The sequence below is a fragment of the Microbacterium sp. CFBP 8794 genome, from assembly GCF_014841235.1.
GTDB lineage: Bacteria > Actinomycetota > Actinomycetes > Actinomycetales > Microbacteriaceae > Microbacterium.
Genome location: NZ_JACYTT010000001.1, coordinates 360,876 through 381,258, shown reverse-complemented (window position 1 = coordinate 381,258; position 20,383 = coordinate 360,876). Strand labels below are relative to the sequence as shown.

Genomic DNA, 20,383 nt, shown 5'->3' with positions numbered 1-20,383 from the left:
CCGCGACCGAACGGGCGCTGAGTTGCAGAAATGGTTCCCCGGTGTCGGAGGTTGGTGCCAGGCTGGTCTTCGCGGTCACGGCGGCCGCGTCAGACCTGCTCCGGAGGTCCCATGCTCGGCAAGATCCTCGTCCGCTACCTGTCCCGGTACCGCTGGCTCCTCGTGGCGCTGCTGGTGTTCCAGTTCGTCGCGGCGATGGCATCCCTCTATCTGCCGCGCCTGAACGCCGACATCATCGATCGCGGCGTCGCCCAGGGCGACACGGGGTTCATCTGGTCGCAGGGCATGATCATGCTCGGCATCTCGCTCGGGCAGATCGTCGCCTCGGTCGTCGCGACCTACTTCGCCGCGCGCGCCGCCATGGCCGCGGGCCGCGACATCCGGCTCGATCTGTTCGAGAAGGTCAGCGGCTTCTCCGAGCGTGAACTGTCGCAGTTCGGCGCCGGTTCCCTCATCACGCGCAACACGAACGACGTGCAGCAGGTGCAGATGCTCGCGATGATGGGCGCCACCATGCTCGTCAGCGCCCCGCTGCTCGCCCTCGGCGGCATCTTCATGGCGTTGCAGCAAGACGTCGGTCTCAGCTGGCTGCTCGGCGTCGCCGTTCCGATCCTGCTGGTCGCGGTCGCCCTCATCATCGCCCGCATGGTGCCGCTGTTCCGCAGCTACCAGTCCAAGCTCGACGCCGTGAACCGGGTGATGCGCGAGCAGCTGACCGGAGTGCGTGTGGTGCGCGCCTTCGTGCGCGAGCGCATCGAAGAAGAGCGCTTCCGCGAGGCGAACACCGACATCATGGACGTCGGTCGCAAGGTGGGCTCGCTCTTCGTGCTGCTGTTCCCCCTGGCGATGCTGGTGCTCAACGTCACCGTCGTCGGAGTCATCTGGTTCGGCGGCATCCAGGTCGACGCCGGCGGCGTGCAGATCGGTACCCTCTTCGCGTTCATGCAGTACGTGGCGCAGATCCTCATGGGCGTGCTCATGGCGAGCTTCATGACGGTGATGATCCCGCGCGCGGCCGTGTCGGCCGAGCGCATCGGAGAGGTGCTCGACAGTCACTCGACGCTCGAGCGTCCGGCGAACCCGGTGACCGTCTTCCCCTCGGTCGGAACCGTCGAGTTCGACGACGTCGCTTTCGCGTACCCGGGAGCCGAGTCGCCCGTGGTGTCGGGCGTCACGTTCGCGGCCCACCCCGGCGAGACCGTGGCGATCGTCGGATCGACGGGGGCGGGAAAGACGACCCTCGTCTCCCTGCTCCCGCGTCTGTTCGACGTGACGGCGGGTGCCGTCCGCGTCGGCGGCGTCGACGTGCGCGAGGCCGACCTCGACCTGCTGTGGAAGAGCATCGGCCTGGTGCCGCAGCGCCCGTTCCTGTTCAGCGGCACGGTGGCGTCCAACCTGCGTTTCGGTCGCGAAGACGCCACCGACGACGAACTGGGGCACGCGCTCGAGATCGCCCAGGGTCGCGACTTCGTCGAGGCGATGGAGGGCGGCCTCGACGGCAAGATCGCCCAGGGCGGCACCAACGTCTCGGGCGGGCAGCGCCAGCGCCTCGCCATCGCCCGAGCGATCGTGCACCGGCCGGCGGTGCTCGTCTTCGACGACTCGTTCTCGGCCCTCGACCTCAGCACCGACGCCCGATTGCGGCAGGCGTTGTGGCAAGAGCTCCCCGAGGTGACGAAGATCGTCGTCGCGCAGCGCGTCTCGACCATCACCGGCGCCGACCGGATCGTCGTGCTCGAAGACGGACGCATGGCCGGCGTCGGCACGCACGAGGAGCTGCTGCAGTCCAGCACCACCTATCGCGAGATCGTCGAGTCGCAGCTGGGGGTCGAAGCATGAGCACCCCCGACACCCGCACCGAAGAGGAGCGCGCCGAACTCGAGCTCGCCGAACAGGCCCGTCTGAACTCGGGCGACTGGGACAGCGTCGCGCCGGGCAAGGCCTCGGACTTCGGCTCGAGCTTCCGCCGGCTGATCGGACTCCTGCGTCCCCACGCCGGGGCCTTCGGGCTCGTCTCGGTGCTCGGGGCCCTCGGCGTCGTGCTGGCGGTGCTGGCCCCGCGCGTCCTCGGCAACGCCACGAACATCATCTTCGAGGGCGTGGTCTCGCGCGGGCTCGCCGAGCAGTTCCCGGCCGGCACCCCGAAAGACACCGTCGTCGACGCCCTGCGCTCCGCCGGGCAGGGCGACATCGCCAACATCGTCGGCGCGATGGACAACTTCCAGGTCGGCGCGGGCGTCGACTTCGATGCGCTGCGCATCGTGGTCGTGACCGTGCTGGCCATCTACGTCGGCTCGTCGCTGCTGTCGTGGATCCAGGGCTACGTCATCAACATCATCATGGTGCGCACGATGTGGCGCCTGCGTGAAGACGTCGAGGCCAAGGTCAACCGGCTCCCCCTGTCGTACTTCGACAAGGTGCAGCGCGGTGAGCTCATCTCGCGGGTCACGAACGACATCGACAACATCACGCAGACGATGCAGCAGTCGCTCTCGAGCGCTCTCACCTCCGTGCTCACGGTCGTGGGCGTGCTCATCATGATGTTCACCATCTCCTGGCAGCTGGCCCTCGTCGCGCTCATCTCGCTCCCGCTCATGGCGGTCATCTTCGGGGTGATCGGCCCGAAGTCGCAGAAGGCCTTCGGCGAGCAGTGGAAGAAGGTGGGCCGTCTCAACGCCCGCGTCGAGGAGTCGTTCTCGGGTCACGCGCTGGTCAAGGTCTACGGCCGCGAGAAAGACGCCCGCGAGAAGTTCGAGGTCGAGAACGAAGAGCTCTACCAGGCTAGTTTCCGGGCCCAGTTCCTCTCCGGCATGATCATGCCGGGCATGATGTTCGTCGGAAACCTCACCTACGTCGGCATCGCGGTGCTCGGTGGGCTCATGGTGGCCGGCGGGCAGATCCGCCTGGGCGACGTGCAGGCGTTCATCCAGTACTCGCAGCAGTTCACGCAGCCCCTGTCGCAGCTGGGCGGTATGGCCGCGGTCGTGCAGTCTGGTACGGCCTCGGCCGAGCGCGTCTTCGCCCTGCTCGATGCCGACGAGCAAGACCCCGACGCCCCCGACGCCCCGCGCCCGGGCGACGGACGCGGGGTCATCGAGTTCGAGAACGTCCGCTTCGCGTACTCGCCCGATCGCCCGCTCATCCGCGACCTGTCGTTCCGGGTCGAGCCGGGTCAGACGGTCGCCATCGTCGGACCGACGGGGGCCGGCAAGACCACGTTGGTCAACCTGATCATGCGGTTCTACGAGCTCGACGGCGGGCGCATCCTGCTCGACGGTCAGGACATCGCCGAACTGCGCCGCGACGACGTCCGCTCGCGCACCGGCATGGTGTTGCAAGACCCGTGGCTGTTCGCGGGGACGATCCGCGACAACATCCGCTACGGCCGCGAGACCGCCACCGACGACGAGATCCAGCAAGCCGCCGTCGCCACCCGCGTCGACCAGTTCGTGCACTCGCTCCCCGAGGGGTACGACACCGTCCTCGACGAAGACGCCGCGAACGTCTCGGCGGGTGAGAAACAGCTCATCACCATCGCGCGGGCGTTCGTCGCGCGTCCGTCGGTGCTCATCCTCGACGAGGCGACCTCGTCGGTCGACACACGCACCGAGCTGCTGCTGCAGCAGGCCATGGCCGCGCTGCGCGAAGGACGCACGTCGTTCGTGATCGCGCATCGCCTGTCGACGATCCGCGATGCCGATCTCATCCTGGTCATGGAGCACGGCGACATCGTCGAGCAGGGGACGCACGACGAGCTGATCGGCACCGAGGGGGCGTACTACCGGCTCTACCGTTCGCAGTTCGAGCAGGCCACCGCCGACGTCGATCTCGCGGCGGCCGAGGTCCCCCGCGCCGCTGATCCCCGGCAGGCGCCGGCCACCGACGACGCCGTGGTGGTGTCGGCGATGGCGGCCGCGGCATCCGAGGTTGCCGCCCCCGCCGGGACCGACGGGCCGCCGCGCCCCGCGCACGGTGCTCCGTCGCCCGACCCGCGGCTCGACGGTCGGGACTGACTCCGCCCGCGCCGATCCGCCCGCCCGGTGCCGCGCCGGGCGGGCGGTGCCGCGTCCGGCGCGCTTCGGGCGCCCACGCCCCCGTCCTCCACACCGCGAGACGGCTCCGGGTTCGCGAAAACCGCTCGGGTACAGTGGTGCGAGCGCATGAACCGCACCGTGCGACCCGTCCGCCGCATAGATAGGCCTCACCACCCGTGACCACTTCTGCGACGCCCGCCGACCATCCCGTATCCGACGACGCGCACGATCCCGCCGTCTCGCGCGAGACTCCCGCCCCGGCCGAACGTCCGCTCACGGTCCTCATCGGCGCCGACACGTTCCTGCCCCACGTCAACGGGGCCGCCCGCTTCGCCGAGCGCCTCGCCGCCGGTCTCGTCGCCCGCGGTCACGACGTGCACGTCGCCGCGCCCAGCATCGGCCGTGGCCACGCGGGCACGGCGACCGAGGTGATCGAGGGGCAGCCGATGACGCTGCACCGTCTTCCGTCGTACCGCTTCCTTCCGCACGACTGGCTCACGTTCGTATGGCCCTGGCGCGCGAAGCACTACGCGCGACTCATGCTCGACCAGATCCGGCCCGACGTCGTGCACATCCAGTCGCACATCATCATCGGCCGAGGACTCGCCCGCGAGGCGCGCAAGCGCGGCATCCCGGTGATCGCCACCAACCACGTGATGCCCGAGAACATCCTCGATTTCACGACCCTGCCCGACTTCCTCGACCGCATCATGCTCAAGCTGGCCTGGGCCGATGCCAAGCGCACCTTCGTCATGACGCGCGCCGTCACGACGCCCACGCGTCGGGCCGCCGACTTCCTGCAGGCGACGATCGGCATCGAGGGTGTCATCCCGATCTCCTGCGGTATCGACCGCTCGAACTACACGCCCGACCTCGAGCCGCGCGACGCGAACCGCATCCTCTTCGTCGGACGCCTCACCACCGAGAAGGGCATCGACGTCATCCTGCGCGCGATGACCAAGATCGACCCCGCCCTCGACGTGACCTTCGACATCGTCGGTGGCGGCGACCAGCGCCGCAACCTCGAGCAGCTCGCCGAGCAGCTCGGTCTCGCGCACCGCGTGACCTTCCACGGCCACACGTCCGAAGAAGAGCTGCGCGCGCTCTACTCCCGCGCGTCGGTCTTCGCGATCGCCTCGATCGCCGAGCTCCAGTCGATCGCGACGATGGAGGCCATGGCCTCCGGCCTGCCGATCGTCGCCGCCAATGCGGTCGCACTCCCGCACCTCGTGCACGACGGCGAGAACGGGTACCTGTTCGAGCCCGGAAACGCCGACGAGCTCGCGGCCCGGTTGACCGACGTGCTCACCGCCGCCCCCGACGAGCGTCGGCGGATGCAGCAGGCGTCGCTCGACGGCGTGATCGTGCACGACATCGGCCGCACCCTCGACACCTTCGAGGCGCTGTACCGCGGACGACCGCTCCCGGAGTGACCTCGTGCACGTCGTGATGTTCGCCGACCAGCACCTCGAGTCGCTGGGCGGCGCGCAGGTGTCGATGCGGTTGCAGAAGCGCTTCCTCGAGCGCGCGGGCCACGTCGTCACCGTCGTCGCTCCGCGCCTGCACCGCCCTGCGCCCGACGACACCGCCTACCTCGACCTGCCCTCGATCCCCCTCACGCTCGATCGCGAGTACGCGCTCACCTGGCCCGGTGCCCGGACCGACCGGTTCGTGGACTCCGAGATGGGCGCGCGCCTGCCGGTCGACGTCGTGCACGTGCAGGCCGACTTCTGGGGCGCGTACATCGGGCACCGTTTCGCGGCGCGGCACGGCCTGCCCGTCGTGCACACGATGCACAACCGCGTCGACGTGGGCATCGAGGCGACCGCCCCGTTCCCGGGCCTGGTACTGCGCGCGCTGAACGCGTGGGCGCGACGCGCGTTGCCGCGACAGGTCGCCGCGCCGGTGGCGGGACGCGATATCGCACCGGCCGGCAGCGACATCGACGGCTGGGCGTACCTTCGCCGTCTGGCCGCGGTGTCCCGCGCCGTGACCGCCCCCTCGGGTCACTTCGCGCGTCGTCTGGAACGGCACGGTGTCGCCGACGCGGTCGACGTGATCTGGAACGGCATCGACGACGACGCGCTCGACGCCGCCCTCGCGGCCGGACCCACCGAGCGTCGCCCGGGCCGTCCGCGTTTCGTCTGGCTCGGCCGCATGAGCCCCGAGAAGCGCCTGCTCCCCTTCCTCGAGGCGGTCGCCGAGTCGGGGATCGACGCCGAGGTCGAGATCATCGGCGGCGGCGGTCAGCTCCGTGCCGCGCAGCGGCTGATCGAGCGCCGGGCGCCGGTGGCATCCGTCACGTTCGCGGGACGCCTGTCGTACGCCGAGACCCTCCGCCGGCTCGCCGACGCCGACGCCGTGGTGCAGACGTCGATCGGCTTCGAGACGCAGGGCATGACGGTGTTCGAGGCCGCCTCGCTCGGCACCCCCGCCGTCGTCAGCGACCCCGACATCGGCGCCGAGCTCGGCGCCGGGATCTGGACGGTTCCGGATGCCACGGTCGCGGCGCTCTCGCAGACCCTCCGCCGCGCGGCCGCCGACATCGCCGCCGGGTCGCCGGTCACGCCCGACGCGAGCGTCGCGGAGCGGTTCCGGCAGTCGTCGCGCACGGCGGCGATGGTCGCCGTGTACGAGCGGGCGGTCGCCGCGGGGCGCTGACCCGGCGGGTCCCACGCCCGCCGAGCCTCGGCCGTGCCGGGGCGGCGTGTGCCGCGTCGTCGGGTCACTCCGTTCCCACGATGCGCAGCGGAGCGGTGGCCGTCGAGGCCGACGGCAGGGTGACGTGCATGCTCGGGCGTGCGGCTTCGACCGCGGGAGCGGCCTGGATCGTCTTCTCCCGCGAGTGGGTCGAGCGGTGCGATGAGGGGGCGACGCGCGAGGGGTCGGTGGGGATGCGCCCGTACCCGTCGGTCCGCACGAGCCACACGGTGCCGACGATGCCGGCGAGCGAGAGGATGCCGAGGGCGATGAAGTAAGCCATGGCAGAGACGCTACGAGTAGAGGGAAAGTGTCACGAGTGGCATGATGGACGGTGTTCGTCATATTTCTGCCACACCGGAGGTTCGCATGCGCTCGGTCGCCGTCGTCATCCAGCCCGGCTTCGCCCCGTTCGAGTTCGGCCTCGCGTGCGAAGCTTTCGGCCTCGACCGCAGCGACGACGGCATCCCGAATTTCGACTTCCGCATCGTCGCGCCCGAACCCGGGGTCGTGCCCTCGAACATCGGTTTCTCGGTGAACGTCGATCTCGGTCTCGAGGCGGCGTCCGACGTCGACATCCTGGTTCTCGCCCCCATCCCGCGGGATCAGTGGGGCACCGTCGACCCGCGCGTGGTCGAGGTGGTGCGCGCCGCCCATGCCCGCGGCGCCTGGTTGCTGAGCGTGTGCAGCGGGTCGTTCGTCATCGCCGCCGCCGGGGTGCTCGACGGAAAGCGCGCCACGACGCACTGGCGTTACGCCGATGTCATGGCGCGGATGTATCCGGAGATCGAGGTCGACCCCGACGTGCTCTACGTGCAGTCGGGCAACATCGTCACGAGCGCCGGAACCGCAGCGGGACTCGACGCGTGCCTGCACCTGCTGCGCCAGGAGCTCGGTTCGGAGCTCGCCAACCGCATCGCGCGACGCATGGTCGTCGCGCCGCAGCGCGACGGGGGCCAGGCGCAGTTCATCGCCTCGCCGATCCCGATCGACTCGTCGCTCTCGCTGGCTCCGGTGACCGAGTGGATGCTGCAGAACCTGGATGCCGAGCTCTCGGTCGATCGACTCGCGGCACGCGCGCACATGTCACCGCGCACCTTCGCCCGCCGCTTCAAGGCGGATCTCGGCGCCACGCCCGCGGCCTGGCTCGCGCGCCAACGCCTGCTGCACGCGCAGCGGCTGCTCGAAGAGACCGATCTGGGGCTGGACCGCATCGCCGCCGAGTGCGGCTTCGGTTCGGCGGCGGTGCTGCGCCAGAACTTCGCCCGAGCGATGGGACTCACCCCGACCGCTTACCGCACGCGCTTCTCGTGCAACGCCGATGAGCGAGTCGCCTCCGCGACCGTGTCGGCCCCGGCGGCGGCGGAGCCGATCCCGGCCTGAGGGCCGCGCCGCGCCCGCTCTCACACCGCCACCGCTCCCGCGCTGCCCGCGCCCGCGCCCGCGCTCACGCCGCGCCCGCGTCCGCGCTACCGCCTGTGCCGCGGCATCCATTGTTCTCTCGCCGGTGCACTGCTAAACTTGAGTCCACGCAACTCAAGTTTTTGAGACCGCGAACAGATTTTGGGAGAACACATGAACGCCACTCAACAGCCGGGGCAGGAGGACGCGCGCAGCGCCCTCGAGCAGTTCGGCATCAACCTCACCGACCGGGCGCGGCAGGGCAAGCTCGACCCCGTGATTGGGCGCGACGGCGAGATCCGCCGCGTCAGCCAGGTGCTCACCCGCCGCACGAAGAACAACCCCGTGCTCATCGGCGAACCCGGCGTCGGCAAGACGGCCGTCGTCGAGGGACTCGCGCAGCGCATCGTCGCGGGCGACGTGGCCGAGAGCCTCAAGAACAAAGAACTCGTGTCGCTCGACATCTCGGCGCTCGTGGCCGGCGCGATGTACCGCGGGCAGTTCGAGGAGCGCCTGAAGAGCGTGCTCAAAGAGATCACCGAGTCCGATGGGCGGGTCATCACGTTCATCGACGAGCTGCACGTGCTCATGGGCGCGGGTGGCGGCGAGGGCTCGGTCGCGGCCAGCAACATGCTGAAGCCGATGCTGGCCCGCGGCGAACTGCGCCTGATCGGCGCCACCACGCTGGATGAGTACCGCCAGTTCATCGAGAAGGATGCCGCTCTCGAGCGCCGCTTCCAGCAGGTCTACGTCGGCGAGCCCACGGTCGAAGACACCGTGGCGATCCTGCGCGGTCTGAAGGAGCGCTACGAGGCGCACCACAAGGTCGCCATCGCCGATGCGGCGCTGGTCGCGGCGGCGTCGCTGTCGAACCGTTACATCCCCGCGCGCCAGCTGCCCGACAAGGCCATCGACCTGATCGACGAGGCGGCCTCGCGTCTGCGCATGGAGATCGACTCCGCGCCCCTCGAGATCGACGAGCTGCGCCGACACGTCGATCGCCTCAAGCTCGAAGAGCTCGCGCTGAAGAAAGAGAAGGACGCCGCCTCGAAGGAGCGTCTCGCCACGCTCCGCGACACCCTGGCCGGCGAGCAGGCCAAACTCGACGAGCTGCAGGCCCGGTGGGAGCGCGAGCGCGCCTCGCTCAACCGCGTCGGCGACCTGAAGACCCGTCTCGACTCGGCCCGGGTGGATGCCGAGCGCGCCCAGCGCGAGGGCAACCTCGAGCGCGCGTCGCGGTTGCTGTACGCCGAGATCCCGGCGCTCGAACGCGAACTGATGACGGCCGAGCGCGAAGAGCCCGCGGGCGACCGCATGGTCAACGACCAGGTGACCGACGAGGACATCGCGGCGGTCATCGCCGCCTGGACCGGCATTCCGGTCGGGCGCCTGCTGCAGGGCGAGACCGAGAAGCTGCTGCACCTCGAGCGCGAGCTCGGCAAGCGCCTCATCGGGCAGCGGGAAGCCGTGAAGGCCGTCTCCGACGCCGTCCGCCGCTCCCGCGCCGGGATCAGCGACCCGAACCGCCCGGTCGGCTCGTTCCTGTTCCTCGGCCCGACCGGTGTCGGCAAGACCGAGCTGGCGAAGTCGCTCGCCGACTTCCTCTTCGACGACGAGCACGCCATGGTGCGCATCGACATGTCGGAGTACGGCGAGAAGCACTCCGTCTCGCGCCTGGTCGGTGCTCCTCCGGGCTACATCGGGTACGAGGCGGGCGGGCAGCTGACCGAGGCCGTTCGGCGTCGGCCGTACTCGGTCGTCCTGCTCGACGAGGTCGAGAAGGCGCACCCCGCGGTGTTCGACGTGCTGCTCCAGGTGATGGACGACGGTCGCCTGACCGATGGCCAGGGGCGCACGGTCGACTTCACGAACGTCATCCTGATCCTCACCTCGAACCTCGGCTCGCCGATCCTCATCGACCCGACCCTGTCGATCGACACCAAGCGCGAGCAGGTGCAGGCGCTGGTGCGCCAGGCCTTCAAGCCCGAGTTCGTGAACCGCCTCGACGACATCGTCATCTTCCAGGCCCTGAGCCAGGACGACCTGGCGCAGATCGTCGAACTCGCCGTCGACGCCCTGCACAAGCGACTGCGCGAGCGCCGGCTGTCCCTCGCGGTCACGCCCGATGCCCGCTCGTGGCTCGCCGAACGCGGGTACGACCCGGTGTACGGCGCCCGGCCGCTGCGTCGCCTGATCCAGACCGAGATCCAGAACCGCCTCGCAATGGCGATCCTCGCCGGCACGGTGCGCGACGGCGATGTGGTGCGGGTCGACGTGGCGAGCGACGGCGACTCGCTCGTGCTGGCGAGCGCGGGCCCCGCCCAGCCCGAGCCGGGCGACGACGACGTGATCGAGGCGGAGATCGTCGAGTAGTCGAATGCGAGAGGGGGATGCGGCGCGCGGTGCGCGGCATCCCCCTCTCGTGTGCGGTCGGCCGCGCATCGCGCGGTGCCGGTCTCCGCGTCCCGGCCCCTCGCCCATAAACGCTGTTCGTGCGCATAAACGCGCTGGCTGAGCGTTTCTGCGCAGGATGAGCGTTTATGCACATGAGGGCGTCGGCAGAGCGCATCGGCCGAGCGCCGACGCCATGAGGAACGCCCGCCGCACCGGGACGACCCTCAGCGGGGTCCCGGTGCGGCGGGCGTTCGCCGCGGGCGGGCCGCTCAGTCGTCGACGAGCAGCGAGTCCGCCACGGAGCGGCGCTCGCGGGGGGCGAGCTCGCGCTGGCGCAGGCCCTCTTCGGCGGCGTCGATGTCGCCGAGAGCGCCGACCGCGATGACGGTGACGGGGGTGAAGCGCGCCTCGATGTCGAAGGCGGCACGCAGGTCGTCGGCCACGAAGCCGCCCATCTGGTGCGTCGCGAGACCCTCGGCGTGTGCCTGCACGGTGAAGTGCGCGGCGGCCTGGCCGGCGTCGTAGAGCGCCCACGGGCGCGCGTCACTCTCGGCGGTCTCGTGCTCGGCGAGCACGACGAGCAGGGCGCCGGCGGCGGGGGCCCAGGCCTGGTTGAAGCCCATGAGGGCCGACACGATCTTCTCGTGCGCCGCCGAACCGCGACGGGCGAGGATCAGGCGCCAGGGCTGGTGGTTCATGCCCGAGGGTGCCCAGCGGGCGGCCTCGAGGGCGGAGCGCAGCGCGGTCTCGTCGATCGGCGTCTCGGGGTCGAAGACGCGGGTGCTCCAACGCTCGGCGAGCACGCCGAGGATCGGCGCGTCGGTGGGCGCGGTGCGGTCGAGGGTGAGGGACATGGCTACTCCTGAGAACGGGGACAGATCCGGTCGCCATTGACCTCCACCATTGAACACACCCGGCCTCTTTCGTGTTCCCTCGTGACGGTATGGGTCGTCCAGCCTCGGTCCCGGTAGCCGTGCACAACGGCGGGGCCAGGCCGCAACACGCCGGTTCGGGATGCCGGTACCCCGGCGCGTTTGCCCCGGCCCCCGCCGTTGTGCACGCGGCGGCGCAGGCGGCCGTGCATAACGTCGACCCCTCGGCAACCCGTGCACAACGGCGGGGCCAGGCCGCAACACGCCGGTTCGGGATGCCGGTACCCCGGCGCGTCTGCCCGGCCCCCGCCGTTGTGCACGCGGCGGCGCCGCGGCGAGGTGCCCCGACGGGACCTCAGCCCCTCGGCGTCACAGCTTCCAGGACTCGGGGCCCGTGGAACCGGCCGGGTACTCGTCGAGCGGCACCCGGTTCTGGCGCCACGCGTCGATGACGGGCTGCACGATGCGCCAGCACTGCTCGGCCGCGTCGGCGCGCACCGCGAGCATGGCGTCGCCGTCGAGGATGCCCGAGAGCACTTCGCCGTACGCCTTCAGTCCGCCGACGCCGAGGTCGGCGGCCAGCGTCACCCGCTCGAGTTCGAGGGGATCGTCGGCGCCGTTGACGTTGAGCCCGAGGCTCATGGTGTCGGGGCCGAGTGAGAAGACGAGCACCGACGGATCGCTCTCGCCGACGAAGCCGCCCGGAAGGTGCCGCACGGGCTTGAAGGTGACGGTCGCGGCCGGGTCTCCGGCATCCAGCGCCTTGCCCGACCGCAGTGTGATCGGCACCCCCTGCCAGCGGGCGGTGCGCACCTCGACGGTCATCTCGGCCAGTGTCTCGGTGCCGCGCGACGCATCGACGCCCGGCTCGTCGACGTACGAGGGGAAGTGGCGGTCGCCGACGTCGCCCGCCGTGTACCGCGCGCGCCGGGAGTTCTTCACCGGGTCGTCGTCGAGCACGTGGGTCGCCCGCAGCACCGCCGAGGTGGCATCGCGCAGGTCGAGCTGGTCGAGGGTGGAGGGCGGCTCCATCGTGACGAAGGCCATGACCTGCAGCAGGTGGCTCTGGATCATGTCGACGAGCGCGCCGGCGGAGTCGTAATACCCCGCGCGGCCCTCGAGGCCGAGCTTCTCGGGGAAGTCGACGGTGATCGACGCGATGTCGTCGGCCGACCACACGCTCTCGATGATGCGGTTGGCGAAGCGCGCGCCGAGCAGGTTGAGCACCGTGGAACGCCCGAGGAAGTGATCGATGCGGAAGACCTGGTCCTCGGGAACGAGCGTCGCCAGCTGTTGGTTGAGCGTGTGCGCGCTGGCCTCGTCGGTGCCGAACGGCTTCTCGAGCGCGAGGATCGTTCCCTCGGGAATGGTCACGTCACTCAGCGCGAGGCACGACTTCTCAGCCACGGCCGGCGGGACGGCGAAGTACAGCGCCGGACGCCCCTCGGCGTCGTCGAGCAGCTGCTGCAGGTCGGCGGCCTTCGTGATGTCGGCTCGGGAGTAGGTCGTGGCCGAGACCGAGTCGAAGGCGGCCTCGGCGTCCATCGTCTGGAACGCCCGGTGCACCACCTCGCGCCAGTGCTCGTCGGTCCAGTCCTCCATGCCCGCGCCGTGCAGGCGCACCGACCGCCCGGGCTCGCGCACGAGCAGTTGGCCCAGGGCCGGGAGGAGCAGTCGAGAAGTGAGGTCGCCTGAAGCGCCCAGGATGATCAGGGTGGTGTCCGCCGCCATGCCGCTCAGCGTAGCGACACCTTCCGACCTCGCCCCGCCCTTGCGGATGACCCAGGGATGCCACTCATCGAACCCGGAGGTGCGATGCGGGTGTTTGCTGCCATGATCCGAGGGTGACCACTCCGATCGAGGACTACGCCGTCCTCAGCAACTGCCGGTCCGCCGCCCTCGTCTCCTCGCGAGGGAGCATCGACTGGCTCTGCCTGCCGCGGTACGACAGCGGCTCGATGTTCAGCGCGCTGCTCGGCGACGAGTCGCACGGCGCGTGGTCGTTGCGCCCGGCCGACCCCGAGGCGCGCGCGACGCGTCGGTACGACGGCGACACGTTCGTGCTCGTCACCCGCTGGGAGACCGAGACCGGCGTCGCCGAGGTGTACGACGCCATGCCCGTCGACGAGGGGGTGGAGGCCGTCATCCGCCGCGTGGTCGGGGTCTCGGGCCAGGTCGACTTCGTCAGCGAGGTGCGTCTGCGCTTCGACTACGCCCGCGCCGTGCCCTGGGTGCGGCAGATCGGCCACGCCGACGAGCACGCGATCCTCGCCGTCGCCGGCCCCGACGCCGTGACCCTGCGGGGCCCCCGTCTCATCGCCGTCGGCACCGCCCACCGCGGCCGGTGGACGACGCGCCCGGGCCACCGCGTCGACTCGGTCCTGTCGTGGGGGCCGTCGTGGCAGGACCCGCCGGTGTCGTTCGACGTGTCGGCGGCGCTGGAGCGCACGCGCGAGTGGTGGTCGTCGTGGGCCGACCGCGTGCAGTCCGCCGGCACGCACGCCGCCCTCGTCACCCGTTCCCTCATGGTGCTGCGCGCGCTCACGCACTCCGAGACGGGCGGCATCGTCGCCGCGGCCACGACTTCGCTGCCCGAGGCGTTCGGAGGCTCGCGCAACTGGGACTACCGCTACGTCTGGCTGCGCGACGCGGCCCTCACACTGAGCGCGTACATCGACCACGGCTACCTCGACGCCGCACAGCGCTGGCGCACCTGGTTGCTGAGGGCGATCGCCGGGGACCCCGCCGACGTGCAGATCATGTACGGCATCGCGGGCGAGCGCGACCTGCCGGAGCGCGAGATCACCAGCCTCCCCGGGTACGGGGGAGCCGCCCCCGTGCGCATCGGCAACGGCGCCGTCGACCAGTACCAGGCCGACGTGATCGGTGAGGTCATGGTGGCGCTCGAGGCGGCGCGGAACGCCGGCGTCGAAGAGACGACGTTCTCGTGGTCGCTGCAGCGGGCGTTGCTCGACCAGCTCGCGAGCGAGGTCGACCGGCCCGACCTGGGCATCTGGGAGATGCGCGGCGAGCCGCACTTCTTCACCCACTCGCGGGCGATGGTGTGGGCGGCGTTCGATCGCGGCATCCGCGCCGTCGAAGAGGGCGGGCGCGACGGCGACGTCGACACCTGGCGCACCCTGCGCGATCGGGTCCGCGCCGACATCGACGCGCACGGGGTGCACGAGGGCGGATGGTTCACGCAGCACTTCGGCACCGACGAGGTCGATGCCTCGCTGCTGGTGCTGCCCCAGGTCGGGTTCTGCGCGTACGACGACCCCCGCATGCTCGCCACCGTCGCCCGCATGGAAGAGACGCTCATGCCCGATGGGTGGCTGCTGCGCTACCGCACGACGGGTGTCGACGGCCTCACCGGGGACGAGCATCCGTTCCTCGCCTGTTCCTTCTGGCTGGTCGGGCAGTACGCGCACAGCGGTCGCCGCGACGAGGCCGTGACGCTGATGCACCGGCTCACCGCCGTCGCGAACGACCTCGGCCTGTTGTCGGAGGAGTACGACCCCACCACCGGTCACCAGGTCGGTAACACCCCGCAGGCGCTGTCGCACCTCGCGCTGGTGGGGGCGGCCGATGCGCTGGATGCGACGGCGCCGCGCCCCGGCGCCTGATCTCGTCGCGGCGTCGGGTCGCTCGACCTGCACGGCGCGCGCCTGACGTCGCGGAGGCCCCGATGGTCTCGACCCGGCTTCCCGCCCCCGCCGCCCCGGCGCGGCTCTAGAGTCAACGCATGGACGACGACGTCGAGCTGCGGCACCTGCGCGAGCGGGTCTACGGCGCCGACGGCGCCGCCGCGACGCCGGCCATGATCGAGCGTCTCGGTGAGCTCGAAGAGCGGGTACGCCGCACCGGGAGCGGCGAGCCCGAGCGTGCGCCCCGGCGTGCCCCCGACGCGTCGGACGACCCGACCCCGGATGCCGCGCCCGAGGGCGCCGAGCCCGCGGACGCCGATGCCCGCTCACCGCGCCCCGCCCTGCGGTGGGCGCTCGCCGCGGTCGGCGCCCTCGCCCTGCTCGGCGTCGGCGCCGCGATCGGCGCGGGGCTGTCGGCCGTGCCCTCGACCGCCGCGACCCCGGACCCCGCGGCGGCGAGCCTGCCCGAGCTGACGTTCCCGCAGACGGTCGAAGACGTGATCTCGGCCGACATCCTGCGCGACAGCGGCATCGACCCCGCCAGCACGCGCTACATCGCGACGGTGAGCGACTTTCGCATCTACCTCGCGCAACCCGACGACGGCGACGGGCGCTGCATCGCGACCTTCACCTCGACGGACAACAGTCCGTGGTCGGCGGGGTGCGCGAGCGGCGCGCAGACGGGGGCCGCGGTCTTCGGCGTCGACGAGAAACTCACCGTCGCGATCGGGGAGCCGGTGCGGTCGGTGATCGACGGCATCCCGATCCGCCTGTCCGACAGCGTCACGGCCTTCGTGGCGCGCTGAACGAAGGAGCACGATCATGTTCGATCCCGCCGGTGCCTTCTCGGGTTTCGCTGTCGACGACCTCGACGCGGCCCACCGGTTCTACGCCGACACCCTCGGCCTGACGGTGGAGGTATTCGAGGACACGGGCTTCCTCTCGCTCCAGCTCGGATCGGGCGGGAGCGTGCTCGTCTACGGCAAACCGCATCACGAGCCCGCCACGTTCACGGTGCTGAACTTCCCCGTCGCCGACGTCGAGGCCGCCGTCGACGACCTGCGTTCCCGCGGCGTCGACACCAAGATCTACCCCGACGCCGATATCCCCACCGATGAGCGCGGCATCATGCGCGCGGGCGGCCCGCTCATCGCCTGGTTCCGCGACCCGGCGGGCAACGTGCTCGCCGTGCTCGAGGAGTGACGGCGCCGAGACCGGGTGATGCGGCGCGAAGAGGGGGATGGATGCCGAGCCCCTGGCATCCATCCCCCTCCGACGTGAGCCGCGCGATCAGCCCTTCAGCGCCTCCGCCAGCTTGACGCGTGCGCCCATGCGCAGCAGCGAGTTGCGGTAGATGCGCGAGCCGACGCCGATGGCCGCGATGCACGAGACGAGCAGGATGAGCAGCGAGAGCACGGGCTCCCACCACTGCGCGTCGCCGAGGTACATGCGCAGCGGCATCCCCACCGGTGCCGAGAACGGCACGTACGACATGACCGTCAGCACGACGGGGTTGTCGTTGAAGAAGATCACGAGGAAGTACGGTGCCATGATCAGCATGGTGATGGGGGTGGTCGTGGCGCCGATGTCCTCCTGGCGCGAGACCATCGCGGCCGCCGCGGCGAACAGCGCCGCCAGCAGCACGAACCCGAAGAGGAAGAAGATCGCGAACCAGGCGATCGGTGCCCCGAGGGCGCTCAGCACCCCGGCCTGATCCGTGACGGCGAGACCGATGACGGCCACGGCCGCCAGCAGCACGATCTGCGCCATCGCGAGCACCGTGTTGCCCAGCACCTTGCCGGCGAGCAGGGTGCGCACGGGGATCGCCGAGATGAGGATCTCGACCACGCGCGTCTGCTTCTCTTCCACCACGCTCTGAGCGATCGTGCCGCCGAAGGTCGAGGCGGCGATGAGGAACACCAGACCGAAGCCGAGGGCGATGAGGTAACGCAACGCGCTCGCCGCTCCCGCACCCGGTTCGAGCTCCTGCACGGGCGGGGTCTCGCTCAGCATCTGCAGCAGCGTCGAGGGCACGCTGTCCTTCACCACGACGGTGTAGTCGAACGCGGCATCCGACGAGCCCGAGACCAGGGCGGCATCCACCGTCCCGTCCTCGACGAGGGCGGTCGCGGCACCGTCGTCGGCGGCGACGGTGACCTCGAGCCCGTCGAGGCTCGACACGGCGCTCTGCGTCTGGGAGGTGACGGCGACGGGGATGCCGCTGCCGCTGGCGTTGCCGGCGGCGAACCCGCCCCAGATCACCGAGGCGAGGGCCGCGACGACGAGGATGGCGGTCGAGATGACGAAGGACTTGCTGCGCAGCTTCGACCCGATCTCGCGCTCGGCGACGAGCCAGACGCTCTGCAGCTCGCTGGGAGCGTGGCGGGGAGTGGGCGACGGGGTGCTCACTGGATGACCTCCTTGAAGATCTCGGCGAGGGTGGGACGCTGGGGCGCGAAGCTGACGACGTCGCCCCGCGACACCGCGCCCCGCAGCACGCGTTGAGCGGCGCTGTCGTCGTCGGCGTCGAACAGGGCGTAGCCGCCGTCGAAATCGAGCACCGTGATGCCGGGCTCGTCGCGCAGCCAGCCGGCGTCGCCGCGCGACACCAGCTCGTACCGGTGGGTGGCGTGCTGGGCGCGCAGTTCGTCGCGCGTGCCCGCCGCGCGGATCGTGCCGCCGGCGATGATGACGAGGTCGTCGCAGAGGCGCTCGACGACGTCGAGCTGGTGCGATGAGAAGAGCACCGCGGCGCCCGCCGCCGCCTTCTCCTGCAGCACGCCGGCGACCACGTCGACCGCCAGCGGGTCGAGGCCCGAGAACGGCTCGTCGAGGATGAGCACGTCGGGCTCGTGCACGAGCGAGGCGGCGATCTGCGCGCGCTGCTGGTTGCCGAGCGACAGGGTCTCGACGAGATCGCCGAGGCGCTCGCCGAGTCCGAGCCGCTCGAGCAGGGCGGTGGCCTTCTCGTTCGCCTCGGCCTTGCCGAAGCCGTGCAGGCGAGCGAGGTACGCGATGTGCTCGGCGACCTTCATCTTCGGGTAGAGCCCGCGCTCCTCGGGCATGTACCCGAAGCGGCGCCGGTCGGCGGTGGTGAGGGGCGCGCCGTTCAGCGCCACCGTGCCGCCGTCCTTCGCCAGCACGCCCAGGGCGATGCGCATGGTGGTCGTCTTGCCGGCGCCGTTGCCGCCGACGAAACCCGTGAGTCGCCCGGGGGAGACCCCGAAGCTCACGTCGTCGAGCACACGGCGGTCGCCGTACCTCTTGGTGATGCCGTCCAGCTCGAGCACGGTGCGTCCCTTCTTCTCGGTGCGTCCCACGCTACGGAGGGCGGGTGTCCGGCGCCTCCGCCCTGGGGAGGGTCGGGCGGCTCCCCCTCGCGGGGGACCGGTGGGGGCGGCTCAGGCCAGGCCGTGCCGATGCGCCAGCACCACGGCCTGCACGCGGTCGCGCGCGCCGAGCTTCTGCAGCACGTTCGACACGTGCGTCTTCACCGTCGCTTCGCCGATGAACAGGCGGGCGGCGATCTCGGCGTTGCTCAGGGCCTCGGCGACCAGCCGCAGCACCTCCGACTCCCGCTCCGTGAGGGACTCGGCGAGAGCGGGCGGGGGGACCGGAAGAGGGGATGCCGCCGGCTCGGGCGCACCGGTGGCGAAGCGTTCGATGACCCGACGGGTGACCTCGGGGGCGAGCAGGGCGTCGCCGGCACCCACGATCCGCACGGCCGTGACGAGCTCCTCGGGACCGGCGTTCTTCAACAGGAACCCGCTGGCGCCGGCGGCGAGGGCGGCGAAGAGGTAGTCGTCGCGGTCGAAGGTCGTCACGATGAGGATCGCGGCGTCGGAGTCGGGGTCGGCGGTGAGTCGGCGCGTGGCGTCGAGACCGTCCATGTCGGGCATCTGCACGTCCATGCAGATCACGTCGGGACGCAGCGCGCGCGCCGCGGCGAGGGCCTCGACCCCCGACGCCGCCTCGCCGACGACGGTGATGTCGTCTTCGAGCGACAGGATGGTGCGGAAGCCCGCGCGCATCATCGCGTGGTCGTCGACCAGCAGCACCCTCAGCTCAGACATGCGCCACCTCGGCGTCCACGACCGGGACGCGCACCCGCACGAGGTACCCGCCGCGCGAGCGCGGGCCGATGTCGATCGTTCCGCCCGAGACGGCCGCGCGCTCGCGCATGCCGAGCTGGCCGAGCCCCGACGCCGCCGACCCGGCGCGCCCCGTGTTCGCGACCTCGAGCTCGATGGCATCCGGATCGAATCGCAGGCGCACGTCGGCGGTGGCACGGGGGCCGGCGTGCCGACGTGCGTTCGTGAGGGCCTCCTGGGCGATGCGGTACAGGTTGACCTGCACCAGAGGCGCCGGATCGCGCGTGGGCTTCCCGATGATCGTGAGGGTGGTGGGCAGTCCGGCGGCGGAGGCCTCGTCGACCAGCGCCGAGATCGACGTCAATCCGTGCGTGGTCGGCGCGGTGTCGGGGGCCGCCTCGCTGCCGGGGGTGCGGAGGGTCTCGAGCAGCTGACGCAGCTCGTGCAGCGACGTGCGCGCCGACACCTCGATGCCCGACAGTACCTCGCGCGTCTTGTCGGGGTCTCGCGCGAGCAGTGACCGGGCGACGCCCGCCTGCACCCCCATGAGCGACACGTGGTGCGCGACGACGTCGTGCAGTTCGCGCGCGATGCGCACGCGGTCGAGGGCGACGGCCTGCGCCGCCGTGACCTCGCGTTCGGCCTCGAGCTCGGCCGTACGCTCCTCGAGTGCGGCCCGCTGGCGCATCTGCTGGAACGTGCGGTTGCCGAAGTAGTAGGCGCCGCCGAAGTACAGGGCGTTCACGCCGATCATCAGCAGCTGGTAGGCCACGAAGGGCGAGAAGGCTCCGGCGCGCGAGAACGCGCCCTCGACGGTCGGATCGACGGGCTGCGTGGCGTCTTGGAACATGACCACGAACAGCCACGCGAACATGCCGACGATGATCGCGACCCGCACGATCGTGGCGCGGCGACGGTGGGGCTCCCAGGCGCCCACGGTGTACAGCGCGATGAACATCGCGATGTTGCCGGCGTACAGCTCGGGAATGCGGAACGTCACGGCGAAGAAGTACGCGACCGAGACGACGACCGCCGCCACCGACGGCCAGCGCCGGCGGAACGCGAGCGGGATCGCGAGCACGGCGACGTACCCGAGGGCGATAGCGAGCGAGCCCTGCTGGTCGCCGTAGATGCCCGAGACCGACGACAGCACCGCGCTGAGCAGCCCGCCGAGCAGCAGCACGACCGCGAGCACGATGTCGTTGCGCTGCTGGGTGCGGGTGAGCCGGGGCATCCCTCCACGG

General features: G+C 71.0%; 16 protein-coding genes. 9 read left to right on the top strand and 7 right to left on the bottom strand.

Annotated features, from left to right (window positions below; all coding sequences use genetic code 11):
• Positions 1-111: 111 nt before the first annotated feature.
• From IFU19_RS01675 to IFU19_RS01660, 4 genes are all read left to right on the top strand, one after another.
• A complete protein-coding gene (locus tag IFU19_RS01675; protein WP_192012747.1) occupies positions 112-1,839 on the top strand; it encodes an ABC transporter ATP-binding protein in 1,728 nt (575 codons plus the stop codon).
• Complete coding sequence (locus IFU19_RS01670) at positions 1,836-4,013, top strand: ABC transporter ATP-binding protein (protein WP_249405301.1); 2,178 nt, start codon at positions 1,836-1,838, stop codon at positions 4,011-4,013. The genes IFU19_RS01675 and IFU19_RS01670 overlap by 4 nt, the downstream gene beginning before the upstream one ends.
• Before the next feature lie 197 nt (positions 4,014-4,210).
• Positions 4,211-5,467 (top strand): glycosyltransferase, encoded by a 1,257-nt coding sequence (locus IFU19_RS01665; protein WP_055832712.1) that lies wholly within the window; start codon positions 4,211-4,213, stop codon positions 5,465-5,467.
• A 4-nt stretch (positions 5,468-5,471) separates the two neighbouring features.
• A complete protein-coding gene (locus IFU19_RS01660) occupies positions 5,472-6,695 on the top strand; it encodes a glycosyltransferase (RefSeq protein ID WP_192012746.1) in 1,224 nt (407 codons plus the stop codon).
• 64 nt (positions 6,696-6,759) lie between these two features.
• Here IFU19_RS01660 and IFU19_RS01655 read toward each other — a convergent pair whose 3' ends face one another.
• The gene (locus IFU19_RS01655) at positions 6,760-7,017 is read right to left on the bottom strand and encodes a hypothetical protein (protein WP_192012745.1); all 258 of its coding nucleotides are present in this window, start codon (positions 7,015-7,017) and stop codon (positions 6,760-6,762) included.
• A gap of 86 nt (positions 7,018-7,103) precedes the next feature.
• On the opposite strand from IFU19_RS01655, the gene IFU19_RS01650 reads away from it, so the two are divergent.
• Together IFU19_RS01650 and IFU19_RS01645 are read left to right on the top strand one after the other, a co-directional pair.
• Positions 7,104-8,117, top strand: coding sequence for a GlxA family transcriptional regulator (locus IFU19_RS01650; protein WP_192012744.1), 1,014 nt, complete (start codon positions 7,104-7,106; stop codon positions 8,115-8,117).
• 192 nt (positions 8,118-8,309) lie between these two features.
• The gene (locus tag IFU19_RS01645) at positions 8,310-10,508 is read left to right on the top strand and encodes an ATP-dependent Clp protease ATP-binding subunit (RefSeq protein WP_192012743.1); all 2,199 of its coding nucleotides are present in this window, start codon (positions 8,310-8,312) and stop codon (positions 10,506-10,508) included.
• Between the two features lie 290 nt (positions 10,509-10,798).
• On the opposite strand, the gene IFU19_RS01640 is transcribed toward IFU19_RS01645, so the two are convergent.
• Positions 10,799-11,383 (bottom strand): nitroreductase family protein, encoded by a 585-nt coding sequence (locus IFU19_RS01640; RefSeq protein WP_192012742.1) that lies wholly within the window; start codon positions 11,381-11,383, stop codon positions 10,799-10,801.
• Positions 11,384-11,770: 387 nt separating this feature from the next.
• Complete coding sequence (locus tag IFU19_RS01635; protein WP_192012741.1) at positions 11,771-13,132, bottom strand: glucose-6-phosphate dehydrogenase; 1,362 nt, start codon at positions 13,130-13,132, stop codon at positions 11,771-11,773.
• Between the two features lie 113 nt (positions 13,133-13,245).
• Between IFU19_RS01635 and IFU19_RS01630 the strand changes: the two genes are divergently transcribed.
• The 3 genes from IFU19_RS01630 (at position 13,246) to IFU19_RS01620 (ending at position 16,251) form a co-directional block, all read left to right on the top strand.
• A complete protein-coding gene (locus IFU19_RS01630) occupies positions 13,246-15,027 on the top strand; it encodes a glycoside hydrolase family 15 protein (protein ID WP_192012740.1) in 1,782 nt (593 codons plus the stop codon).
• Between the two features lie 119 nt (positions 15,028-15,146).
• Complete coding sequence (locus IFU19_RS01625) at positions 15,147-15,854, top strand: hypothetical protein (RefSeq protein ID WP_192012739.1); 708 nt, start codon at positions 15,147-15,149, stop codon at positions 15,852-15,854.
• Positions 15,855-15,870: 16 nt separating this feature from the next.
• Positions 15,871-16,251 carry a VOC family protein gene (locus tag IFU19_RS01620; protein ID WP_192012738.1) on the top strand — a complete coding sequence of 127 codons (381 nt, stop codon included), beginning with the start codon at positions 15,871-15,873 and terminating at the stop codon, positions 16,249-16,251.
• A gap of 87 nt (positions 16,252-16,338) precedes the next feature.
• Here IFU19_RS01620 and IFU19_RS01615 read toward each other — a convergent pair whose 3' ends face one another.
• The 4 genes from IFU19_RS01615 to IFU19_RS01600 form a co-directional block, all read right to left on the bottom strand.
• Positions 16,339-17,457 carry an ABC transporter permease gene (locus IFU19_RS01615; RefSeq protein WP_055832721.1) on the bottom strand — a complete coding sequence of 373 codons (1,119 nt, stop codon included), beginning with the start codon at positions 17,455-17,457 and terminating at the stop codon, positions 16,339-16,341.
• Positions 17,454-18,338: an ATP-binding cassette domain-containing protein gene (locus IFU19_RS01610; protein ID WP_192012737.1), complete on the bottom strand. Its 885-nt coding sequence runs from the start codon at positions 18,336-18,338 to the stop codon at positions 17,454-17,456. Before IFU19_RS01610 ends, IFU19_RS01615 begins: the two co-directional genes overlap by 4 nt.
• 111 nt (positions 18,339-18,449) lie before the next feature.
• Positions 18,450-19,121, bottom strand: coding sequence for a response regulator (locus tag IFU19_RS01605; RefSeq protein ID WP_192012736.1), 672 nt, complete (start codon positions 19,119-19,121; stop codon positions 18,450-18,452).
• A complete protein-coding gene (locus tag IFU19_RS01600) occupies positions 19,114-20,373 on the bottom strand; it encodes a sensor histidine kinase (RefSeq protein WP_192012735.1) in 1,260 nt (419 codons plus the stop codon). The genes IFU19_RS01605 and IFU19_RS01600 overlap by 8 nt, the downstream gene beginning before the upstream one ends.
• Between the last annotated feature and the right edge of the window lie 10 nt (positions 20,374-20,383).